The sequence below is a fragment of the Novosphingobium sp. genome, assembly GCF_032093395.1.
GTDB lineage: Bacteria > Pseudomonadota > Alphaproteobacteria > Sphingomonadales > Sphingomonadaceae > Novosphingobium.
Genome location: NZ_DAMDBA010000062.1, coordinates 1 through 16,318 on the forward strand (window position 1 = coordinate 1; position 16,318 = coordinate 16,318).

Annotated in this window: 14 protein-coding genes; 4 read left to right on the forward strand and 10 right to left on the reverse strand. The window is 65.6% G+C overall.

Annotated features, from left to right (window positions below):
* From RT424_RS17790 to RT424_RS17830, 9 genes are all read right to left on the reverse strand, one after another.
* Window positions 1-373: TonB-dependent receptor plug domain-containing protein (locus tag RT424_RS17790; protein ID WP_313440932.1), on the reverse strand; the 373-nt coding region annotated here is incomplete at its 3' end.
* 203 nt (window positions 374-576) lie between these two features.
* On the reverse strand, window positions 577-2,007 hold the full coding sequence (locus tag RT424_RS17795; RefSeq protein WP_313440934.1) for a family 43 glycosylhydrolase: 1,431 nt from the start codon (window positions 2,005-2,007) through the stop codon (window positions 577-579).
* 102 nt (window positions 2,008-2,109) lie between these two features.
* Entirely contained in the window at window positions 2,110-3,096 is a 987-nt protein-coding gene (locus tag RT424_RS17800) for an arabinan endo-1,5-alpha-L-arabinosidase (protein WP_409521531.1), read from the reverse strand.
* A gap of 60 nt (window positions 3,097-3,156) precedes the next feature.
* Window positions 3,157-3,789 (reverse strand): 2-dehydro-3-deoxy-6-phosphogalactonate aldolase, encoded by a 633-nt coding sequence (locus tag RT424_RS17805; RefSeq protein ID WP_313440938.1) that lies wholly within the window; start codon window positions 3,787-3,789, stop codon window positions 3,157-3,159.
* Complete coding sequence (locus RT424_RS17810) at window positions 3,786-4,667, reverse strand: 2-dehydro-3-deoxygalactonokinase (protein WP_313440940.1); 882 nt, start codon at window positions 4,665-4,667, stop codon at window positions 3,786-3,788. Before RT424_RS17810 ends, RT424_RS17805 begins: the two co-directional genes overlap by 4 nt.
* A complete protein-coding gene (locus tag RT424_RS17815) occupies window positions 4,664-6,229 on the reverse strand; it encodes an alpha-L-arabinofuranosidase C-terminal domain-containing protein (RefSeq protein WP_313440942.1) in 1,566 nt (521 codons plus the stop codon). Before RT424_RS17815 ends, RT424_RS17810 begins: the two co-directional genes overlap by 4 nt.
* A 23-nt stretch (window positions 6,230-6,252) precedes the next feature.
* A complete protein-coding gene (locus tag RT424_RS17820; RefSeq protein WP_313440944.1) occupies window positions 6,253-7,179 on the reverse strand; it encodes a Gfo/Idh/MocA family oxidoreductase in 927 nt (308 codons plus the stop codon).
* A 3-nt stretch (window positions 7,180-7,182) separates the two neighbouring features.
* A complete protein-coding gene (gene araD1 / locus RT424_RS17825) occupies window positions 7,183-8,187 on the reverse strand; it encodes an AraD1 family protein (protein WP_313440946.1) in 1,005 nt (334 codons plus the stop codon).
* Between the two features lie 79 nt (window positions 8,188-8,266).
* Window positions 8,267-9,793 (reverse strand): aldehyde dehydrogenase (NADP(+)), encoded by a 1,527-nt coding sequence (locus RT424_RS17830; protein WP_313440948.1) that lies wholly within the window; start codon window positions 9,791-9,793, stop codon window positions 8,267-8,269.
* A gap of 130 nt (window positions 9,794-9,923) precedes the next feature.
* Here RT424_RS17830 and RT424_RS17835 point away from each other — a divergent pair, with 130 nt between their 5' ends.
* The gene (locus RT424_RS17835) at window positions 9,924-10,664 is read left to right on the forward strand and encodes a FadR/GntR family transcriptional regulator (RefSeq protein WP_313440950.1); all 741 of its coding nucleotides are present in this window, start codon (window positions 9,924-9,926) and stop codon (window positions 10,662-10,664) included.
* Between the two features lie 212 nt (window positions 10,665-10,876).
* On the opposite strand, the gene RT424_RS17840 is transcribed toward RT424_RS17835, so the two are convergent.
* Window positions 10,877-12,193: a sugar MFS transporter gene (locus RT424_RS17840; RefSeq protein ID WP_313440952.1), complete on the reverse strand. Its 1,317-nt coding sequence runs from the start codon at window positions 12,191-12,193 to the stop codon at window positions 10,877-10,879.
* A gap of 178 nt (window positions 12,194-12,371) precedes the next feature.
* On the opposite strand from RT424_RS17840, the gene RT424_RS17845 reads away from it, so the two are divergent.
* From RT424_RS17845 to RT424_RS17855, 3 genes are all read left to right on the forward strand, one after another.
* The gene (locus RT424_RS17845) at window positions 12,372-13,523 is read left to right on the forward strand and encodes an aldose epimerase family protein (RefSeq protein WP_409521530.1); all 1,152 of its coding nucleotides are present in this window, start codon (window positions 12,372-12,374) and stop codon (window positions 13,521-13,523) included.
* Between the two features lie 21 nt (window positions 13,524-13,544).
* Window positions 13,545-15,344 (forward strand): IlvD/Edd family dehydratase, encoded by a 1,800-nt coding sequence (locus RT424_RS17850; protein WP_313440954.1) that lies wholly within the window; start codon window positions 13,545-13,547, stop codon window positions 15,342-15,344.
* 114 nt (window positions 15,345-15,458) lie between these two features.
* On the forward strand, window positions 15,459-16,313 hold the full coding sequence (locus RT424_RS17855; protein ID WP_313440956.1) for an SMP-30/gluconolactonase/LRE family protein: 855 nt from the start codon (window positions 15,459-15,461) through the stop codon (window positions 16,311-16,313).
* Window positions 16,314-16,318: the final 5 nt, after the last annotated feature.

Consider the following 16,318-nt stretch of genomic DNA (forward strand, 5'->3'; position numbering starts at 1 on the left):
CAGCCGTGAAGACGTTGCGGCCGTTCCAGGTGGTGACAGGATCGGACAGACCACGAATCGTGATTACGGCGGATTCGCCGCCGGCGCGATCGGTCACCTGGATGCCGGTGACGCGCTGGAGCGCTTCGACCACGTTGTTGTCGGGCAGCTTGCCGACGTCTTCAGCCACGATCGAGTCAACGATCTGGATGTTGTCCTTGCGGCTGTTGATGGCGCCGACGATCGACGCGCGGACGCCGGTAACGATGATGTCTTCGGCCGTCGTATCGGTTTCGTCGGTAGCCTGCGGCGCGGCTTCCTGCGCCTGCGCGACGGAGGCGAGGCTAAGAGCGAATACCGATGCGGTGCAGAAAGCGAATGGCTTGAATGCCATGGATCAACCCTCCCGTTGGGGCTGGCCCATACCATGCCCCTTCAATTACTCGGACTAATTATTAGTCTGACTATTACCTTGCAAGCGGAAAAGCGGGCGACCGGTCAAAAACCTGCAAGAGGTGTGGCAGAATGGACGCAGAACCGGCCGGAAAGCGGACTTTCCGGCCGGCTGTTTAACCGTCTTTGTCTGACTTGTTTCGGTTAGCCAACGATCCAGCTCGTGGCTGGATCGTTCTTGTCCAGCAGCTTGATCGTGTCGCCGGAGAACGCCAGCGCCTTGGACGAATCGGCCTTCGAAACGAAGCGCACGGTGTCCTTCGCCTCCCCGGCTTCGCGCAGGAACAGCGATGCGCCGCTCAGAGGTGCCAGAGCCACCGAGCCGTCCTGGCCTGCCGTAAAGCCATTGTCGCGCTGGAGAATCGGGGAGAGCTGAACGGCCCCGTCCGCGCCCGCGATGGCGCGGAACTGAGTCTGCGGCAGGGGCGTGTCCTTGGCGAGGATCAGCTTCCTGCCGTCATGGCCCAGCATCACGTCGCGGCGCACCGCCGGGGTGAAGCGTTCGGGCAGAGCGCCGTTACCCACGGGCACGCCGAAGTCCGGCGTGCCATCCGCGTTGTAATAGATGCGCTGGACACGGGTGTGGCGATCGGGGTTCAGCAGTGGGTCGCCTTCGATCTTCTCGTAGTCGCGGCCGTGGTAGACGAGAATGTCGTTGCCGTGCTCGTCAACGGTGAAGCTGTTGTGGCCGGGTCCGTAGACCGAAGTCTCGACATTGGTCGCGAAGACCGGCTTCTGCGACTTGGTCCAGGCCTTGGGATCCATGAGGTTGGCGTTCTCGTCGATCGACAGCATGCCCAGGCAATAGACGGCACCGGTGCCGCTGGCCGAATAGGTCATGAACAGACGGCCGTTCTTCGCCAGCACGGCCGGAGCTTCCGCCACCTTGTAGGCGCGGGTTTCCCAGTCAAGGGTGGGCACGGTTAGGCGAACGGGCTCTGCCGCAAGGCTCAGCGCGTCCTTCATCGGGGCGAGATAGAGGTTCGAATTGGTGTCGATCCCCTCTTCGCGCTGGGCCCATGCGAAATAGCGCGTGCCCTTGTGCATGAACACGGTGGAATCGAGGTTGAAGCTGTCCCACGGCAGCTTGAACTCACCCAGGACCGACCACTTTCCGGTCATCGGGTCGGCGCTGTCGCACACGATCGCGTACGTGCGGATGCGGAACACGTCCTCGCCGCCGCCGCTCGGGCCTGCCGCAAAATACATGACCCACTTGCCGTCGACGAGGTGCAGTTCGGGCGCCCAGAGGAAGCCGGACATCGGGCCGGTCTTCTCGTGACGCCAGAGCACGCGTTCCTCGGCGGTGGCAAGGCCTGCCAGCGTTTTCGAGCGGCGCAGGATCAGGCGGTCGTACTCGGGGACCGAGCCGGTGAGGTAGTAGTTGCCGTCCTCGTGCCGGAAGACCTGCGAATCTGCGCGGTTCTTCACCAGCGGGTTGATCGGGCCCTTGAGCGGATCGGATACCGCCGTCTTGTCGTCACCGCCGATCGCGCTGTCGCCAGCCTTGGAACAGGCGATGGGAAGAAGGGCGGCACTGGCCGCGAAGGCGCGGCGCGAAAGCGAAAAGTTCATGTCATCCTCTCCGAGTTTCCTGATTCGTGGCGCCGGGTATTCTGACCGGCGGTAGGAAAAAAGGGCACCCCGGTCGGGGGACCGGGGTGCCGTCAGGTGGGTTCAGTATTGGGCGACGGGCCAGCCGTCCGCATCCCAGCGGATCGGGGCGATGCGCAAGGTGGGCGCGCCGTTCGCCTGCTTGTCGTAGGCATGGTAGACGACGTAAGTGGTGCCGTCCTTGTCGGTGAAGGCGCCCGCATGGCCGGGGCCGCGGAAGCGCTGCTGCTCTTCGAGGTCGGCGCGCAGGAAGATCGTGCCGCGACCGTCCATCAGCGAACTGCCATCCTTGCCGAGGTAAGGTCCGGTGATCTTCTTGGAGCGGCCAACCACCGTGTAATAGGTGCTGTTCACGCCCTTGCAGCAATAGTCGTAGCTGGCGAGCAAGTAGTAGTAGCCGCCATGCGGGATGATGAACGGCGCCTCTACCGGCGCCGGCCCGCCTGCGGGAGCGAGGCGGCGGGCGATCGAATAGGGCTCGGTGCCGGGGGCGACCTTGCCGGTCTTCGCATCGAGCGGGAACAGCTTCAAACCGGTCCAGAAGCTGCCGAGCGACAGCCACTGGCGGCCCTGCGCGTCCTCGACATAGTTGGGGTCGATCGCGTTGAAGTCGTCGTCATGTGTCGACATGACGACGAGGCCCTGGTCCTTCCAGCCGTAGCCCTTGGCCTTCGGGTCCAGCGTCTTGCTGGTCGCCAGCCCGATGGCCGAGCGGTTGGAGCCGAACGTCGAGATCGAATAGTAGAGCCGGTATTCGCCGTTCACATAGGAAATATCGGGCGCCCAGATGCCCTCGGTGCCGGGGATCGCCTGCTTGGCCCAGGCCGGGATCTCGGCGAAGACCGAACCGGCGTCCTTCCAGGTCTTCAGGTCCTTCGAGGTCTTGATGCCGATGTAACGACCCACGGTGCTGAAGACGTAATAGGTATCGCCTTCGCGGATGATCACCGGGTCATGCACCGTGAGATCGCCGGTGAGCTGGGAATTGAGCGTACCGGCGCCCTTCTCTCCCACCTGCACTTCCGCATCGGCCGCACCGGCGACGGCCATGACCGCAAGGCTGGCGACGCCAAGGAATTTCCTGAACACGTTAACTCTCCAAACTTCGTCTTATGATGCGCAGGCATTCCACGCGGCGACGATCTCGGCCGCCTTGGCGCCGACCGTCGCGGCATCGAAGCCGGGCTTGTAGAGGCTGCCGCCCACGCCGATGCCGAACACACCTGCCGCGCGGTATTCCGCGACATTGGCGGCACCCACGCCGCCCACGGCCCAGACGCGGCTGTGCTTGGGCAGGACTTCGCGGATCGCCTTGATGTAGCTGCTGCCCAGCACCGAGCCGGGGAACAGCTTGAGGTCGTTGGCGCCTGCCGCGACGGCGGCGAACGCTTCGGTCGGGGTCAGAAAGCCGGGGAGCACGTCCATGCCCAGTTCGATCGAGCGCCTGATGACGGCAGGATCGACGTTGGGCGAGACCATGAAGGTACCGCCAACGCCCGCGAGCGTCTCGGCCAGATCGGTGCCGATCACGGTGCCGCCGCCGATCGCCGCGCGGTCGCCCAGGGCCTTTGCCATGGCGCCGATCGAGCCGGCCGGATCCGGCGAGTTGAACGGAACTTCGATGATGCGCACGCCTGCCTCGACCAGCGCTTGGCCGATCTCGACCGCTTCGTGGGTCTGGATGCCGCGCAGGATCGCGACGACCGGGGCAGCGCCTTCTGCCAGAACCTGTTCGATCTTCATGCTATCCGTTCCTTTGCGATACGCAGGCCGGCGAGAACCGCCGCGTCGCCGTCGATGCGGCGAGCGGTGCAGCCGAGCCCTTCCAACGCACGGTCATAGAGCGTCGACAGCGCGGGGTCGCCTATCAAGACGACCGACGCGCCGGGTGTCACGCGGGCAGCAACTTCGCCGCCGATCAGCAGGCCGGAAATATAGCCGCGCGACCAGTCCTTCGAGCGGCCATCGAGCATCCGCGCACCCCGCGCTTCGAACAGCGCGCCGGTAAGCGGCTCTCCGCAGCGTTCGAGGCCGCGCGCGAAACCTTCGTCGACAGTGCCCTCGCCCGGCGTATCGGGTCCGGTCAGGGTCGATTTGCCCGCCAGCAGCGCGAACAGCTCGCCGGTCGGGTGAGTGCGGAAGCCGGTGATCGTGCCGTTCTGCACCGTGACCCATTTGCAATGGGTGCCGGGCAGCGCGATCAGATGCGCGCCCACGGCCAGTTCCGGATGAAGCGCGAGGGCGCCGAAGACTTGCGCCTCCTCGCCCCGCATCACTTCCGGCACACCGTCGGTATGGCAGCTCAGTCCCGGAAGGACCGAGACCGGAATGCCCGTAACTTCGAGCTGCGTGCGCGAAGACAGCCACTTGGCCGCGTCCGCCGGGCAGGCCGCATAGCCTGCCGCGACGAGCGCGCCGGGCGCGCCGGCCATGCCGCAAAGCACGACTTCGGACAGCGGCCCTTCCGCCTTCCAAAGCTCCAGCCTTTCGGCCAGGGCTCCTTGCGCATCGCCTTCCAGCGCGCCCGGCCCGCTGAGCCGGGCGACCACGTCCTCACCGTCGAGGCGGAACAGCCGAAGCCGGGTGGTCCCCCAATCGCCGAGGACATGGTTCACGCTCATTGCAGTTCGAGCACCACGACCGACTTGGCCGGGAGGGTGACGACGAGGTTGCCGCCCTGCACGGTCGCGCCGGAGAAGGCCTCGGGCTTGACTGCGTTCGGGGTGTCGAAGGTGTTGTGCGAATTGATCGCCGGTGCCGTCAGGATGCGACCGGTAACCGCCGCAGCGCTCACACCGTCGAGCTTGATCGTCACCGTGTTCGACTGGTTCGGGTCGAGGTTCGACAGGCCGACATGGATCTTGCCGTCCTTCGCCTTCACCGCCGAACCACTGACCGCTGGCATCGTGTACTGGCCCTTGTTGTACCAGGGGGTCTTGATGTCGAGCGGCAGCACGGTCGCGTCCTGCCACGGCTTGTACATCTCGAAGACATGGTAGGTGGGCGTGAGCACCATCTTGTTGCCTTCGGTGAAGATCATCGCCTGGAGCACGTTCACCATCTGGGCGATGGCGGTCATGCGCACGCGGTCGGCATGCTTGGCGAAGATATCCAGGTGGATGGAGGCGATCAGGGCATCGCGCAGGGTGTTCTGCTGGCGCAGGAAGCCCGGATGCGTGCCCGGATCCTGGGCGTACCACGAACCCCATTCGTCCACGGCCAGGAAGACCCGCTTCGCAGGATCGTACTTGTCCATGATCGCCGAATGCTTGGTGATCAGTTCGTCCATCTTGCGCGCGCCGTTCAGCGCATCGGCCCAGCCGTTCTCGTCGAAATCGACGGCAGGTGCGCGCGGCGGCCAGCCGCCGGCGGGATGGACGTAGTAGTGCAGCGAAACGCCGTCGAGCTGCGGAGCCGCGACGCGCATCATCGTCTCGGTCCAGTTGTAGTCGTCGACATTGGCGCCGGCGGCAACCTTCAGGATCTTGGTTCCGGGAGGCGCCTTCACGAAAGTGGCGTAGCGACGGGTCTCGTCGGCCGCGAATTCGGGACGCATGTTGCCACCGCAGCCCCAAAGCTCGTTACCGACGCCGAAGTAGGCGACCTTCCAGGGCTCCTTGTGGCCGTTGCGGGCGCGTTCGTCCGCCAGCGAGCCGGCGGGCGAGGTCATGTATTCGACCCACTCGGCCATTTCGCGGGGCGTGCCGTTGCCGACGTTACCGGCGACATAGGCTTCCGCGCCCACCTGGCGGATCAGTTCGAAGAACTCGTGCGTACCGACGGTGTTCGGCTCGGTCACGCCGCCCCAGTGGGTGTTGATCTTGACCGGACGTTTGTTCTGCGGGCCGATGCCTTCGCGCCAGTTGTATTCGTCGGCAAAGCAGCCGCCGGGCCAGCGGATCACCGGGACAGCGAGATCCTTGAGCGCGCTGACGACGTCGTTGCGGAAGCCGTTGGTGTTCGGGATCTTGCTGTTCTTGCCGACCCAGAGGCCGCCGTAGATACCCGTACCGAGATGCTCGGCGAACTGGGTGAACACTTCCTTGTGGTAGACCGCGCCGGGCTTGGCGGCGTCGATCGTCGCCGTGGTCGGCTGGCCGTCGGTATCAGCATGCGCCGTGCCTGCGAGCGCGGTGGCGCTCAGCAGGACGGCAGCGGCGGTAAGGCGAATTGCCTTCATCATAGTCTCGTCCCCTCCCTGGGAAATCAGTCGTGGAATTCTTCAACCATGTCGCGCTTGCCGCGCAGGAATGCGTCGGCCACGAGGCGCAGCGGCGCGATGTCCACATCGCTGCGGCCGCCGCGGATCAGGTTGGCGAAGCGCGAATAAAGGCCCGGATATTCCAGGTCTTCATTGTGCTCGGTGCCGGTGGGCAGGGTGAGCACGGCGCCGCCGTTCGAAAGCTTCAGCGTGCCTGCATCCGTCTCGACGATGATGTCCCACGACTGCGGGCCGGTCTGGCGCCAGTCGAGGTCCATGTGGATCTCGGCCCCGGCCGTGTCGCGGAACTCGATATCGGCGGCGATCGGCGCGGCGCGGTTGGCGGGCAGGCTGAGCGTCGCTTCCTTCAGGAAGAACGGGCGCGGAAGGATGTGGGTGGCGATCGAGAGGGCATTGATGCCCGGATCGAACACGCCCAAGCCGCCCGGCTCCCAGATCCAGGCCTGGCCCGGATGCCAGACGCGCACGTCCTCGCGCCAGATGATCTTCGCGTTCTTGATCTGGCGCTCGGCCAGCCAGGCGCGGGCAGGCGCGACACCGGCGGCGTAGCGCGAGTGCCACGAGGCGAACAGGGTCACGCCCACCTTCTCCGCACGGCTTTCCAGCGCGGCCACTTCGGCCAGCGTGGCGCCCGGCGGCTTTTCGAGGAACACGTGCATGCCCTTGGCCAGCGCCTGCGCGGCGAGGTCGTAGCGGACCTGCGGCGGGGTGCAGAGCGCCACGGCGTCGATCGCCGGGCCGTTCTCGATCAGGTCGTCGAGGCTGGTGAAGTGCGGGATGCCTTCAGGGCCGCGATGATGCGGGCTGACGGTGGCGCCGAGGCTGAAGTTTGGGTTGCCCTCGATCGCGGGGATGTGCTGGTCGCGGGCGATCTTGCCCACGCCGACGATGGCGATGCGGATCGGATCCATGGCTCAGAGCGCCTTGACGGTCGTGGTCGCCTCGGCCGAAGCGGCAGCGCGGGCGAGCGGGTTGGAAACCGGCAGGGTGAAGGGCGCGGCGTCGATCTCGAACACGTCGCCTTCCTGCGTGGTCACGCCGTCCGCGAACGAAAGCGTGGCGGTGCCGAAGAAGTGGACGTGCACGTCGCCGGCGCGGCGGAACAGGTCGTACTTGAAGTGGTGGTGCTCAAGGTTGGCAAAGGTGTGCGACATGTTGCCTTCGCCCGAGAGGAACGGCTTTTCCCAGATCGTTTCGCCGCCCCGCACGATCTTGCTGGTGCCTTCGATCTTCTCCGGCGGAGTGCCGAGCAGCAGTTCCGGGCCAAGCGCGGCCTGGCGCAGCTTCGAGTGGGCGAGCCACAGGTAGTTGTGGCGTTCGGTAACGTGGTCCGAGAACTCGTTGGCGAGCGCAAGGCCGAGGCGGTAGACGTTACCGTTCTCACCGACGAGATAGATACCGGCGAGTTCGGGCTCTTCGCCGCCATCCTTGGCGAAAGCAGGCATGGTCAGCGCTTCGCCGGGGCCGACGAGCAGCTGGCCGTCGCCCTTGTAGAACCATTCCGGCTGCTGGCCTTCGGTGCCGGCGGCGGGCTTGCCGCCTTCGAGGCCTTCCAGGAACATGCGCATGGAATCGGTGACGTGCTCACCCGAGGCGGCGGCCTGGTGCATCTTGTTGCGGCCTTCGGCCGAACCGAGGTGCGTCAGGCCCGTGCCGGTCATCAGCAGGTGGGCGGAATCGTCGTGATCGATCGGCGTGAGCAGGTTGCCCGCCGCGAGTTCGGCCTTGATGTCGACCGCTTCGCCCTGCCCGGCAGCCTTGGCGGCATCGGCCAGCGTCACGCCTTCGGCGATGGCGCGCTGGGCGAGTTCGCGGGTGGTGGTCACGCCCTTGAGGAAATGGGCGGCATCGCCCTCGGCAAGGATGACGGAGCGCACGCCGTCGGGCGCGCGATGCTGGAGCAGGCGAAGGTAGGTCATGGATCTCTCCCGGAGGGGACTTGGCCCGGACCGCGGCGCGCCTTCTTGGGGACGCGCCGCGGGGATTGGGTTGGACTGGTTAGAGGGTAAGCGCGCCGTCGATCAGGCGGGGAGCGCCGTCACCGAAGGCTGCATCGCGCAGTTCTGCCGGAAGCAGGCCCTGGGCGAAGTTCTGGTAGCTGACCGGACGCAGGAAGCGGTCGATCGCCATGCTGCCGACCGACGTGGTGCGCGGGTCGGAGGTCGAGGGGAACGGGCCGCCGTGGACCATCGCGTGGCACACTTCGACGCCGGTAGGCCAGCCGTTGACGAGGATGCGGCCGACCTTGCGCTCCAGCACGGGGAGAAGACGCGAAGCGGCGGCTTCGTCGGCATCGTCCATGTGCAGGGTGGCGGTCAGCTGGCCTTCCAGGCCTTCGAGCAGGCCGGCGAGTTCGGCTTCGTCCTTGCAGCGCACCACGATCGACGCGGCGCCAAACACTTCGTGGCCGATCGCCTTGTCGGCGAGGAACTGGGCTGCCGTGGTCTGGAACAGGATCGCACCGCCGGTGGTCTTGCTGCCCTCTTCGCCCTTGGCGATGGTTTCGACGCCGGCATTGCCTTCGAGCGCTTCGACGCCCTTGGCATAAGCGGCGGCGATGCCGGTGGTCAGCATGGTCTGCGGCTTGGCTTCCGAAACGCTGCCGGTGGCGGCGGCAACGAAAGCGTCCAGGCCTTCACCCTCGACGGCCAGGATCAGGCCGGGGTTGGTGCAGAACTGGCCGGCGCCCATCGTCAGCGAACCGACGAAAGCGGTGCCGAGCGCTTCGCCGCGGGCCTTGAGGGCTTCGGGAAGCAGCAGCACCGGGTTGATGCTCGACATTTCGGCATAAACCGGGATCGGCACTTCGCGGGCCTGGGCCAGCTTGGCGAGGGCGAGACCGCCACCGCGCGAGCCGGTGAAGCCGACCGCCATGATGCGCGGATCCTGCACGAGGGCGGCGCCGAGTTCGTTCGACGGGCCGACGAGGTGCTGGAACACGCCCTCGGGAAGACCGGCATCCTTGACCGCCTTGGTGATCGCGGCGGCAATCAGGCTGCCGGTGATCGGGTGGGCCGGGTGGCCCTTGACGACGACCGGGCAACCGGCGGCAAGCGCCGAAGCGGTGTCACCACCGGCGGTCGAGAAGGCAAGCGGGAAGTTCGAGGCGCCGAACACGGCGACCGGACCGACCGGAATCATGCGCAGGCGCAGGTCGGGACGGGGCAGCGGGGCGCGGTCCGGCAGGGCCGGATCGATGCGCAGCTGCTGCCACTGGCCCTTGCGGACGACGTCCGCGAAGAGACGCAGCTGGCCGGCGGTACGGCCACGCTCGCCTTCACCGCGACCGCGCGGCAGGCCGCTCTCGGCAATGTAGGCTTCGATCAGCGAATCACCGATTGCGACGATTTCGTCCGCGATTCGCTCAAGGAACGCAGCGCGGGTTTCACGGTCGGTGGCACGATAGGTATCGAAAGCGGCTGCGGCTGCGGCGCAGGCGGCAGCGACGTCGGCAGGGCCGTTCACGGCCAGCGGTTCGCCCTGGGGTTCGCCGGTTGCAGCCACGATGGAACGGAATTCGGTCATTTGGGATCTCCCTATTTACTCCGACATATTCCCAGCGCATCAGAAACGCAATGTTTGTCGTTCCTTCGCGTGAGAAGGACTGTTAGGTTCCATCGGAGAGGTGCCAATAACAGTGTCAGAAGCCAATTTCGTGAACGAAGAAGAAAGTGCAAGGCCGGCCGACGAAGCCCGTGGTCCGGGCCGCCGCCTGCACGGCGCCATCGCCCATAAACTGGGAACGGCCATCTTGTCCGGCAAATATGCGCCGGGAGACATTCTTTCTGGCGAAGTGGCCTTCGCGGAGGAGCTGCAAGTCTCGCGCAGCGCCTATCGTGAGGCCATTCAAGTCCTGAGCGCGAAGGGCCTGGTGGCGAGTCGCCCCAAGGCCGGGACGCGGGTGCTGCCGCGCGATCGCTGGAACCTGCTCGACCCCGAAGTGCTCGGCTGGGCCTTCGCCGGAGAGCCGGACATCGAATTCGTGCGCAGCTTGTTCGAACTGCGCGCCATCGTCGAGCCTGCCGCCGCGCGCCTTGCCGCGCAGCGCCGCGACAAGAACGACCTCAAGGCGATGAAGGACGCGCTGGCGGCCATGCGCCGTCACACCCTCACCACCGAAGCCGGCCGCGCGGCGGACCGCGACTTCCACAACGCCATTCTCCAGGCGACGCGCAACGATGCGCTGCTGGTGCTCAGCGCCTCGATCGGTGCGGCGGTGAACTGGACCACTCAGTTCAAGCAACGCGCCCGCGCCCTGCCCCGCAATCCGATTCCGGATCATGTGCGAGTCTATGATGCCATTGCCGCCGGGGATGCGGCAGCGGCGGCCGAGGCGATGAACGTGCTCGTGGACCTGGCGCTGGAAGATACGCGCAGCGCGATGGAGAAGAAGTAGGGCTCCATTCGTCGTCCCGGACTTGGTCCGGGATCGCTGGCAAAACTTTAGACGCGACCGATAGGCAAGGCGCCCAGCCGAGGGTTGGGTGAAGCTCGGCCAGCGGTCCCGGATCAAGTCCGGGACGACGAGTTTCTCTTTGACCGCTCCAAAACAAAAGGCCCCGGCGATCGCTCGCCGAGGCCTTTTTCGTTTAGCCTGAGGCCGCCCGATTACTCGGCGGGTTCCGGAACCAGATCCGGCTCAGCGTTGGTCACCTTGCTGCCCCACAGTGCGTAGAACAACACGTAGAGTTCGCAGACGGCGGTCAGGATGAAGGAGTTCTGAAGGCCGAAGTTATCGGCCAGCCAGCCCTGCACGATCACCAGCGCGCCACCGGCGATCGCCATGACGAGCAGGCCCGAACCTTCCTCGGTCAGCGGGCCCAAGCCCTTGATGCCGAGGGTGAAGATGGTCGGGAACATGATCGAGTGGAACAGGCCGACGAGAATCAGCGACCACATGGCGACCGGGCCGCTGGCAAAGACCGTCACGATCATCACGATGAACGCGCCGACCGAAAAGAACGCCAGGACCTTGCCCGCGTCGAAACGCTGCATGATCGCGGAACCGGCGAAACGGCCGACCATCATGCCGCCCCACAGGAACGTGAGGTACTTGCCCGCCTGCTCATGTGTCAGGTTGGCGATGTCCGGCTGGCTGACGAAGTTCACGAAGAGGTTCGCCACGCCGATCTCGGCGATCAGGTAGATGAAGATTGCGGGAATGCCGAAAACGAGGTTGCGGTGATTCCACAGCGAGAGGTGCTTGCGCTGCTCCTTGGCGAGGCGCGAGTTGGCCGAGCCCATCGACGGCAGCGGGAACTTGGCGATAACCACCGCAAGGATCACCAGCACTACGGCAACGAGCGCGTAAGGCAGGATCACCGAATGGGCGTCAGCCAGGCGCTCGGCATCGGTCAGCACCGTGCCGGCGGCCGAGGTGCCGCTCTTGGAACGGCCGAGGATCAGGTAGGCGCCGAACAGCGGGGCCAGCATGGTGCCTGCCGAATTGAGCGCCTGCACCAGGTTGAGGCGCGAGGACGCGGTTTCGGGCTTGCCGACGACCGCAACATAGGGATTCGCCGCGACCTGAAGCAGGGTGATGCCGCTGGCGATCACGAAGAGCATGAGCAGCGTAACGCCGTAGGACGGGATGCTGGCGGCCAGCATCATGCCCAGCGCGCCGGCAGCCATGATCAGCAGGCCGATGACCAGCGACTTCTGGTAGCCGACTCGTTCGATCAGCTTGGCCGAGGGAATCGAAGCGACGAAATAGGCGATGAACCACACCGATTCGATCAGCGTCGTCTGGGTGTAGCTAAGATCGAACACGCTGCGCAGGTGCGGCAGCAGCGTGTTGTTGATGACGGTGATGAAGCCCCACATGAAAAACAGGCTGGCAAGCAGCGTCAGCGCCGGGCCGTAGCGGACGCCCGCTGGCTGCGCGTGAAGCACTGGGACATCTCCAGATGAAACCACTGGGGGCATGACTATCCTCTCTAAACCAGAGAACCGCGCCGTGCCCTGCGGCAAACCGGCTTGCGCTCTTTCTATTTGTCGGACTATATGCAGGAAGCAATATCGTCAATGGTCGTCGTCGTCGGGCGGGGCCCGGTTGAACGATGCGGAAACGACTTATTACAGGTTAGATATGGGAGCTAGGGCAATGAGGAAACTGCGCAAGGCGTTTGTAACGATGGCGGTGTCCGCCTCAACCCTGGCGCTTTCCAGTCCGGCACTCGCCGCCGATGCCTCGCAGGCTGCGGCAGGCGCGCTTTCCGACGGCACGCAAGTCACCGCCGTCACCCTGAAGGCCGCCAACGGCGTTTCGGCCACGATCCTCACGTACGGCGCCACGCTCTGGAAGATGATGGCCCCCGATCGCGACGGCAAGACGGCCGACATCCTGCTCGGCTACGACGATGTCGCCAGCTACGAAAAGCGCCCGAACTACTGGGGCGCCACCATCGGCCGCTACGGAAACCGTATCGCCGACGGCAAGTTCACGCTCGACGGCAAGACCTACCAGCTTCCGCAGAACGATCACGGCCAGTCGCTGCACGGCGGCGGCAAGGGCTTCGACGTGCAGAACTGGAAGATCGAATCGATCAAGTCGGGCCCCGTGGCGACGGCGGTGTTCTCGCTCGTCAGCCCCGATGGCGCTTCGGGCTATCCCGGCACCGTGAAGACCAAGGTCACCTACTCGCTGGACGAGAAGGGCAACCTTCAGATCGTATTCGATGCGACCACCGACAAGCCGACCGTGCTCAACATGACCAACCACGCCATCTTCAACATGGCCGGTGAAGGCAGCCCGCGCGACGCGATCCAGAATCTGCTGACGATACCGGCAGGCCACTACACCCCGGTGAACGACAAGCTGATCCCGACCGGCGAACTGCGCGACGTGACGGGCACCGCATTCGACTTCCGCAAGGCCACCGTCGTCGGCGAACGCATCCGCGACGGCAAGGACGAGCAGATCGTCATGGGCCGCGGCTACGACCACAACTTCGCGCTCGACAAGGGCGTCACCAAGACCCCCGAACTGGCCGCGCGCCTGGAAGACCCCGTTTCGGGCCGCGTGCTCGAACTGCTGACGACCGAACCCGGCGTGCAGTTCTACGCGGGCAACTTCCTGGACGGCACCTTCATCGGCAAGAACGGCCACCTCTACCGCATGGGCGACGGGATCGCGCTGGAACCGCAGAAGTTCCCGGACTCGCCGAACCACTCGAATTTCCCGTCCACCCGCGTCGATCCGGGCAAGCCCTACAAGCATGTCATGATCTACCGCGTCTCCACGTCTTCGCGCTGACCTGAAAAGAAACGATCGCCCATGACCGACAACAAGACTGCACCGAAGCTGCGCTCGCGCGCCTGGTTCGACAATCCCGACAACATCGACATGACCTCGCTCTACCTGGAGCGGTACCTGAACTTCGGCATTAGCCTTGAAGAGCTTCGCTCGGGCAAGCCGATCATCGGTATCGCCCAGACCGGCAGCGACCTGTCGCCCTGCAACCGCCACCACATCGTGCTGGCCGAGCGCATTCGCGAGGGCATTCGCGAAGCCGGCGGCATCGCGCTGGAATTCCCGGTCCACCCGATCCAGGAAACCGGCAAGCGCCCGACCGCCGGTCTCGACCGCAACCTGGCCTACCTCGGCCTGGTCGAAGCGATCTACGGCTACCCGCTCGACGGCGTGGTGCTGACCACCGGCTGCGACAAGACCACCCCGGCGTTGCTGATGGCGGCCGCTACCGTGAACATCCCGGCGATCGCGCTTTCGGTCGGCCCGATGCTCAACGGCTGGCACAAGGGCGAGCGTACCGGTTCGGGCACGATCGTCTGGAAGGGCCGCGAGATGATGGCCGCCGGCGAACTCGACGCCGACGGCTTCATCAAGCTCGTCGCCTCGTCGGCCCCGTCGACCGGCTACTGCAACACCATGGGCACGGCGACGACGATGAACTCGCTCGCCGAAGCCCTGGGCATGATGCTCCCCGGCTCGGCCGCGATCCCCGCGCCCTACCGCGACCGCCAGGAATGCGCATGGCGCACCGGCAAGCGCATCGTCGACATGGTCCACGAGGATCTCAAGCCCTCGGACATCCTGACGCTCGACGCGTTCCATAACGCCATCGCCGTCAACGCCGCCATCGGCGGTTCGACCAATGCCCCGATCCACCTCGCCGCGATCGCCCGCCACATCGGCGTCGACCTGCCGCTGAAGGACTGGGAACGCATCGGCCACAAGATCCCGCTGCTGGTGAACCTCCAGCCCGCCGGCGAATACCTGGGCGAGGACTACTACCGTGCAGGCGGCGTCCCCGCCGTGGTCGCGCAGCTGATCAAGCAGGGCCTCATCCACGAGGGCGCGATGACGGTGAACGGCAAGACCATGGGCGACAACTGCCGCGATGCCGTGATCGAGGACGAGAAGGTCATCAAGCAGTTCGACCAGCCGCTGGTCGAGGAAGCCGGCTTCCTGGTCCTGTCGGGCAACCTGTTCGACGCCGCGATCATGAAGACCAGCGTGATCTCCAAGGAGTTCCGCGACCGTTACCTCTCGAACCCCGAAGACCCGGACGCCTTCGAAGGCAATGCCGTGGTGTTCGACGGTCCCGAGGACTATCACCACCGCATCGACGATCCGGCCACCGGCATTACCCCCGAAACCCTGCTGTTCATGCGCGGCGCCGGTCCGATCGGCTATCCGGGCGCGGCGGAAGTCGTCAACATGCGTCCGCCTTCGTACCTCATCACCGAAGGCGTCCACTCGCTGCCGTGCATCGGTGACGGCCGCCAGTCGGGCACCTCGGGCAGCCCCTCGATCCTCAACGCTTCGCCTGAAGCCGCAGCCATGGGCGGCCTCGCCCTGCTGGAATCGGGTGACCGCGTGCGCATGGACCTCAAGAAGGGCCGCGTGGACGTGCTGATCTCCGACGAGGAACTGGCCGCGCGCCGTGCCGCTCTCGAAGCCAAGGGCGGTTACCCCTACCCGGCCTCTCAGACGCCGTGGCAGGAAATCCAGCGCTCGGTCGTCGGCCAGATGGACACCGGCGCGATCCTTGAAGGCGCCGAGAAGTACCAGCGCATCGCCCAGACCATGGGCCTGCCGCGCGATAACCACTGATTTAAGTGATCCTGTCCGACCTAGCCGTCGGATGACCTTTCGGCCCTCGTCCCTGCCTGTCCCCTCAAGGGAAAGGACGGGGCGGGGGCCGAACCACTTTCACGGGAGAGTTTCATGACCCTTTGGCGCAAGATCGATCGCGACGTCCGCGATACCCTCGGCGAAGGCGCGCTCTGGAGCGCGCGCGACAATGCCTTCTACTGGGTCGACATCCTCGCCCCTGCTCTCAACCGCCTGAGCCTCGCCGACAACACCGTGACCCGCTGGGACATGCCCGCCCGCCTCGGCTGGGTTGCCCCGCGCGCCGAAGGCGGACTCATCGGCGGCTTCCAGGACGGCGTTGCCAATATCACGCTCGATCCGCTGACCATCTCGGAGCGCAACGATCCCGAGCCGCACCTGCCCGGCAACCGCATGAACGACGGCAAGGCCGACCGCCACGGCGCGATCTGGTGCGGCACCATGGACATGGCCGAGGAAGAGGTCACCGGCTCGCTCTATCGCCTCTCGCCCTCGGGCGAATGGCAGGTGATCGACACCGACTATACCGTGCCCAACGGCCCGGCCTTCTCGCCCTGCGGCCAGTGGATGTACCACGCCGATTCGGGCCGCCGCGTGATCTACCGCTTCGCCGTGGACGAAAACGGCGCGCGTGATCGCCAGGAGTTCATCCGCTTCTCCGAAGAGGACGGCTATCCGGACGGCATGACAACGGACGCCGAGGGCTATCTCTGGACCGCCCACTGGGACGGCGGCAAGATCAGCCGCTTCGCCCCGGATGGCACGCGTGAACGCTCGATCGAGCTGCCGGCAAAGCGCATCACCAACATCGCATTCGCGGGCGAGAAGCTGGACCGTATGTTCGTGACCTCGGCGGCGACCGGCCTGCCCGAATCCGAATTCGACGGCGCGCTGTTCGAAGTCGAGTCCGGCGTTACCGGCAATCCGGCGGGCATCTATCTCGGCTGATACGG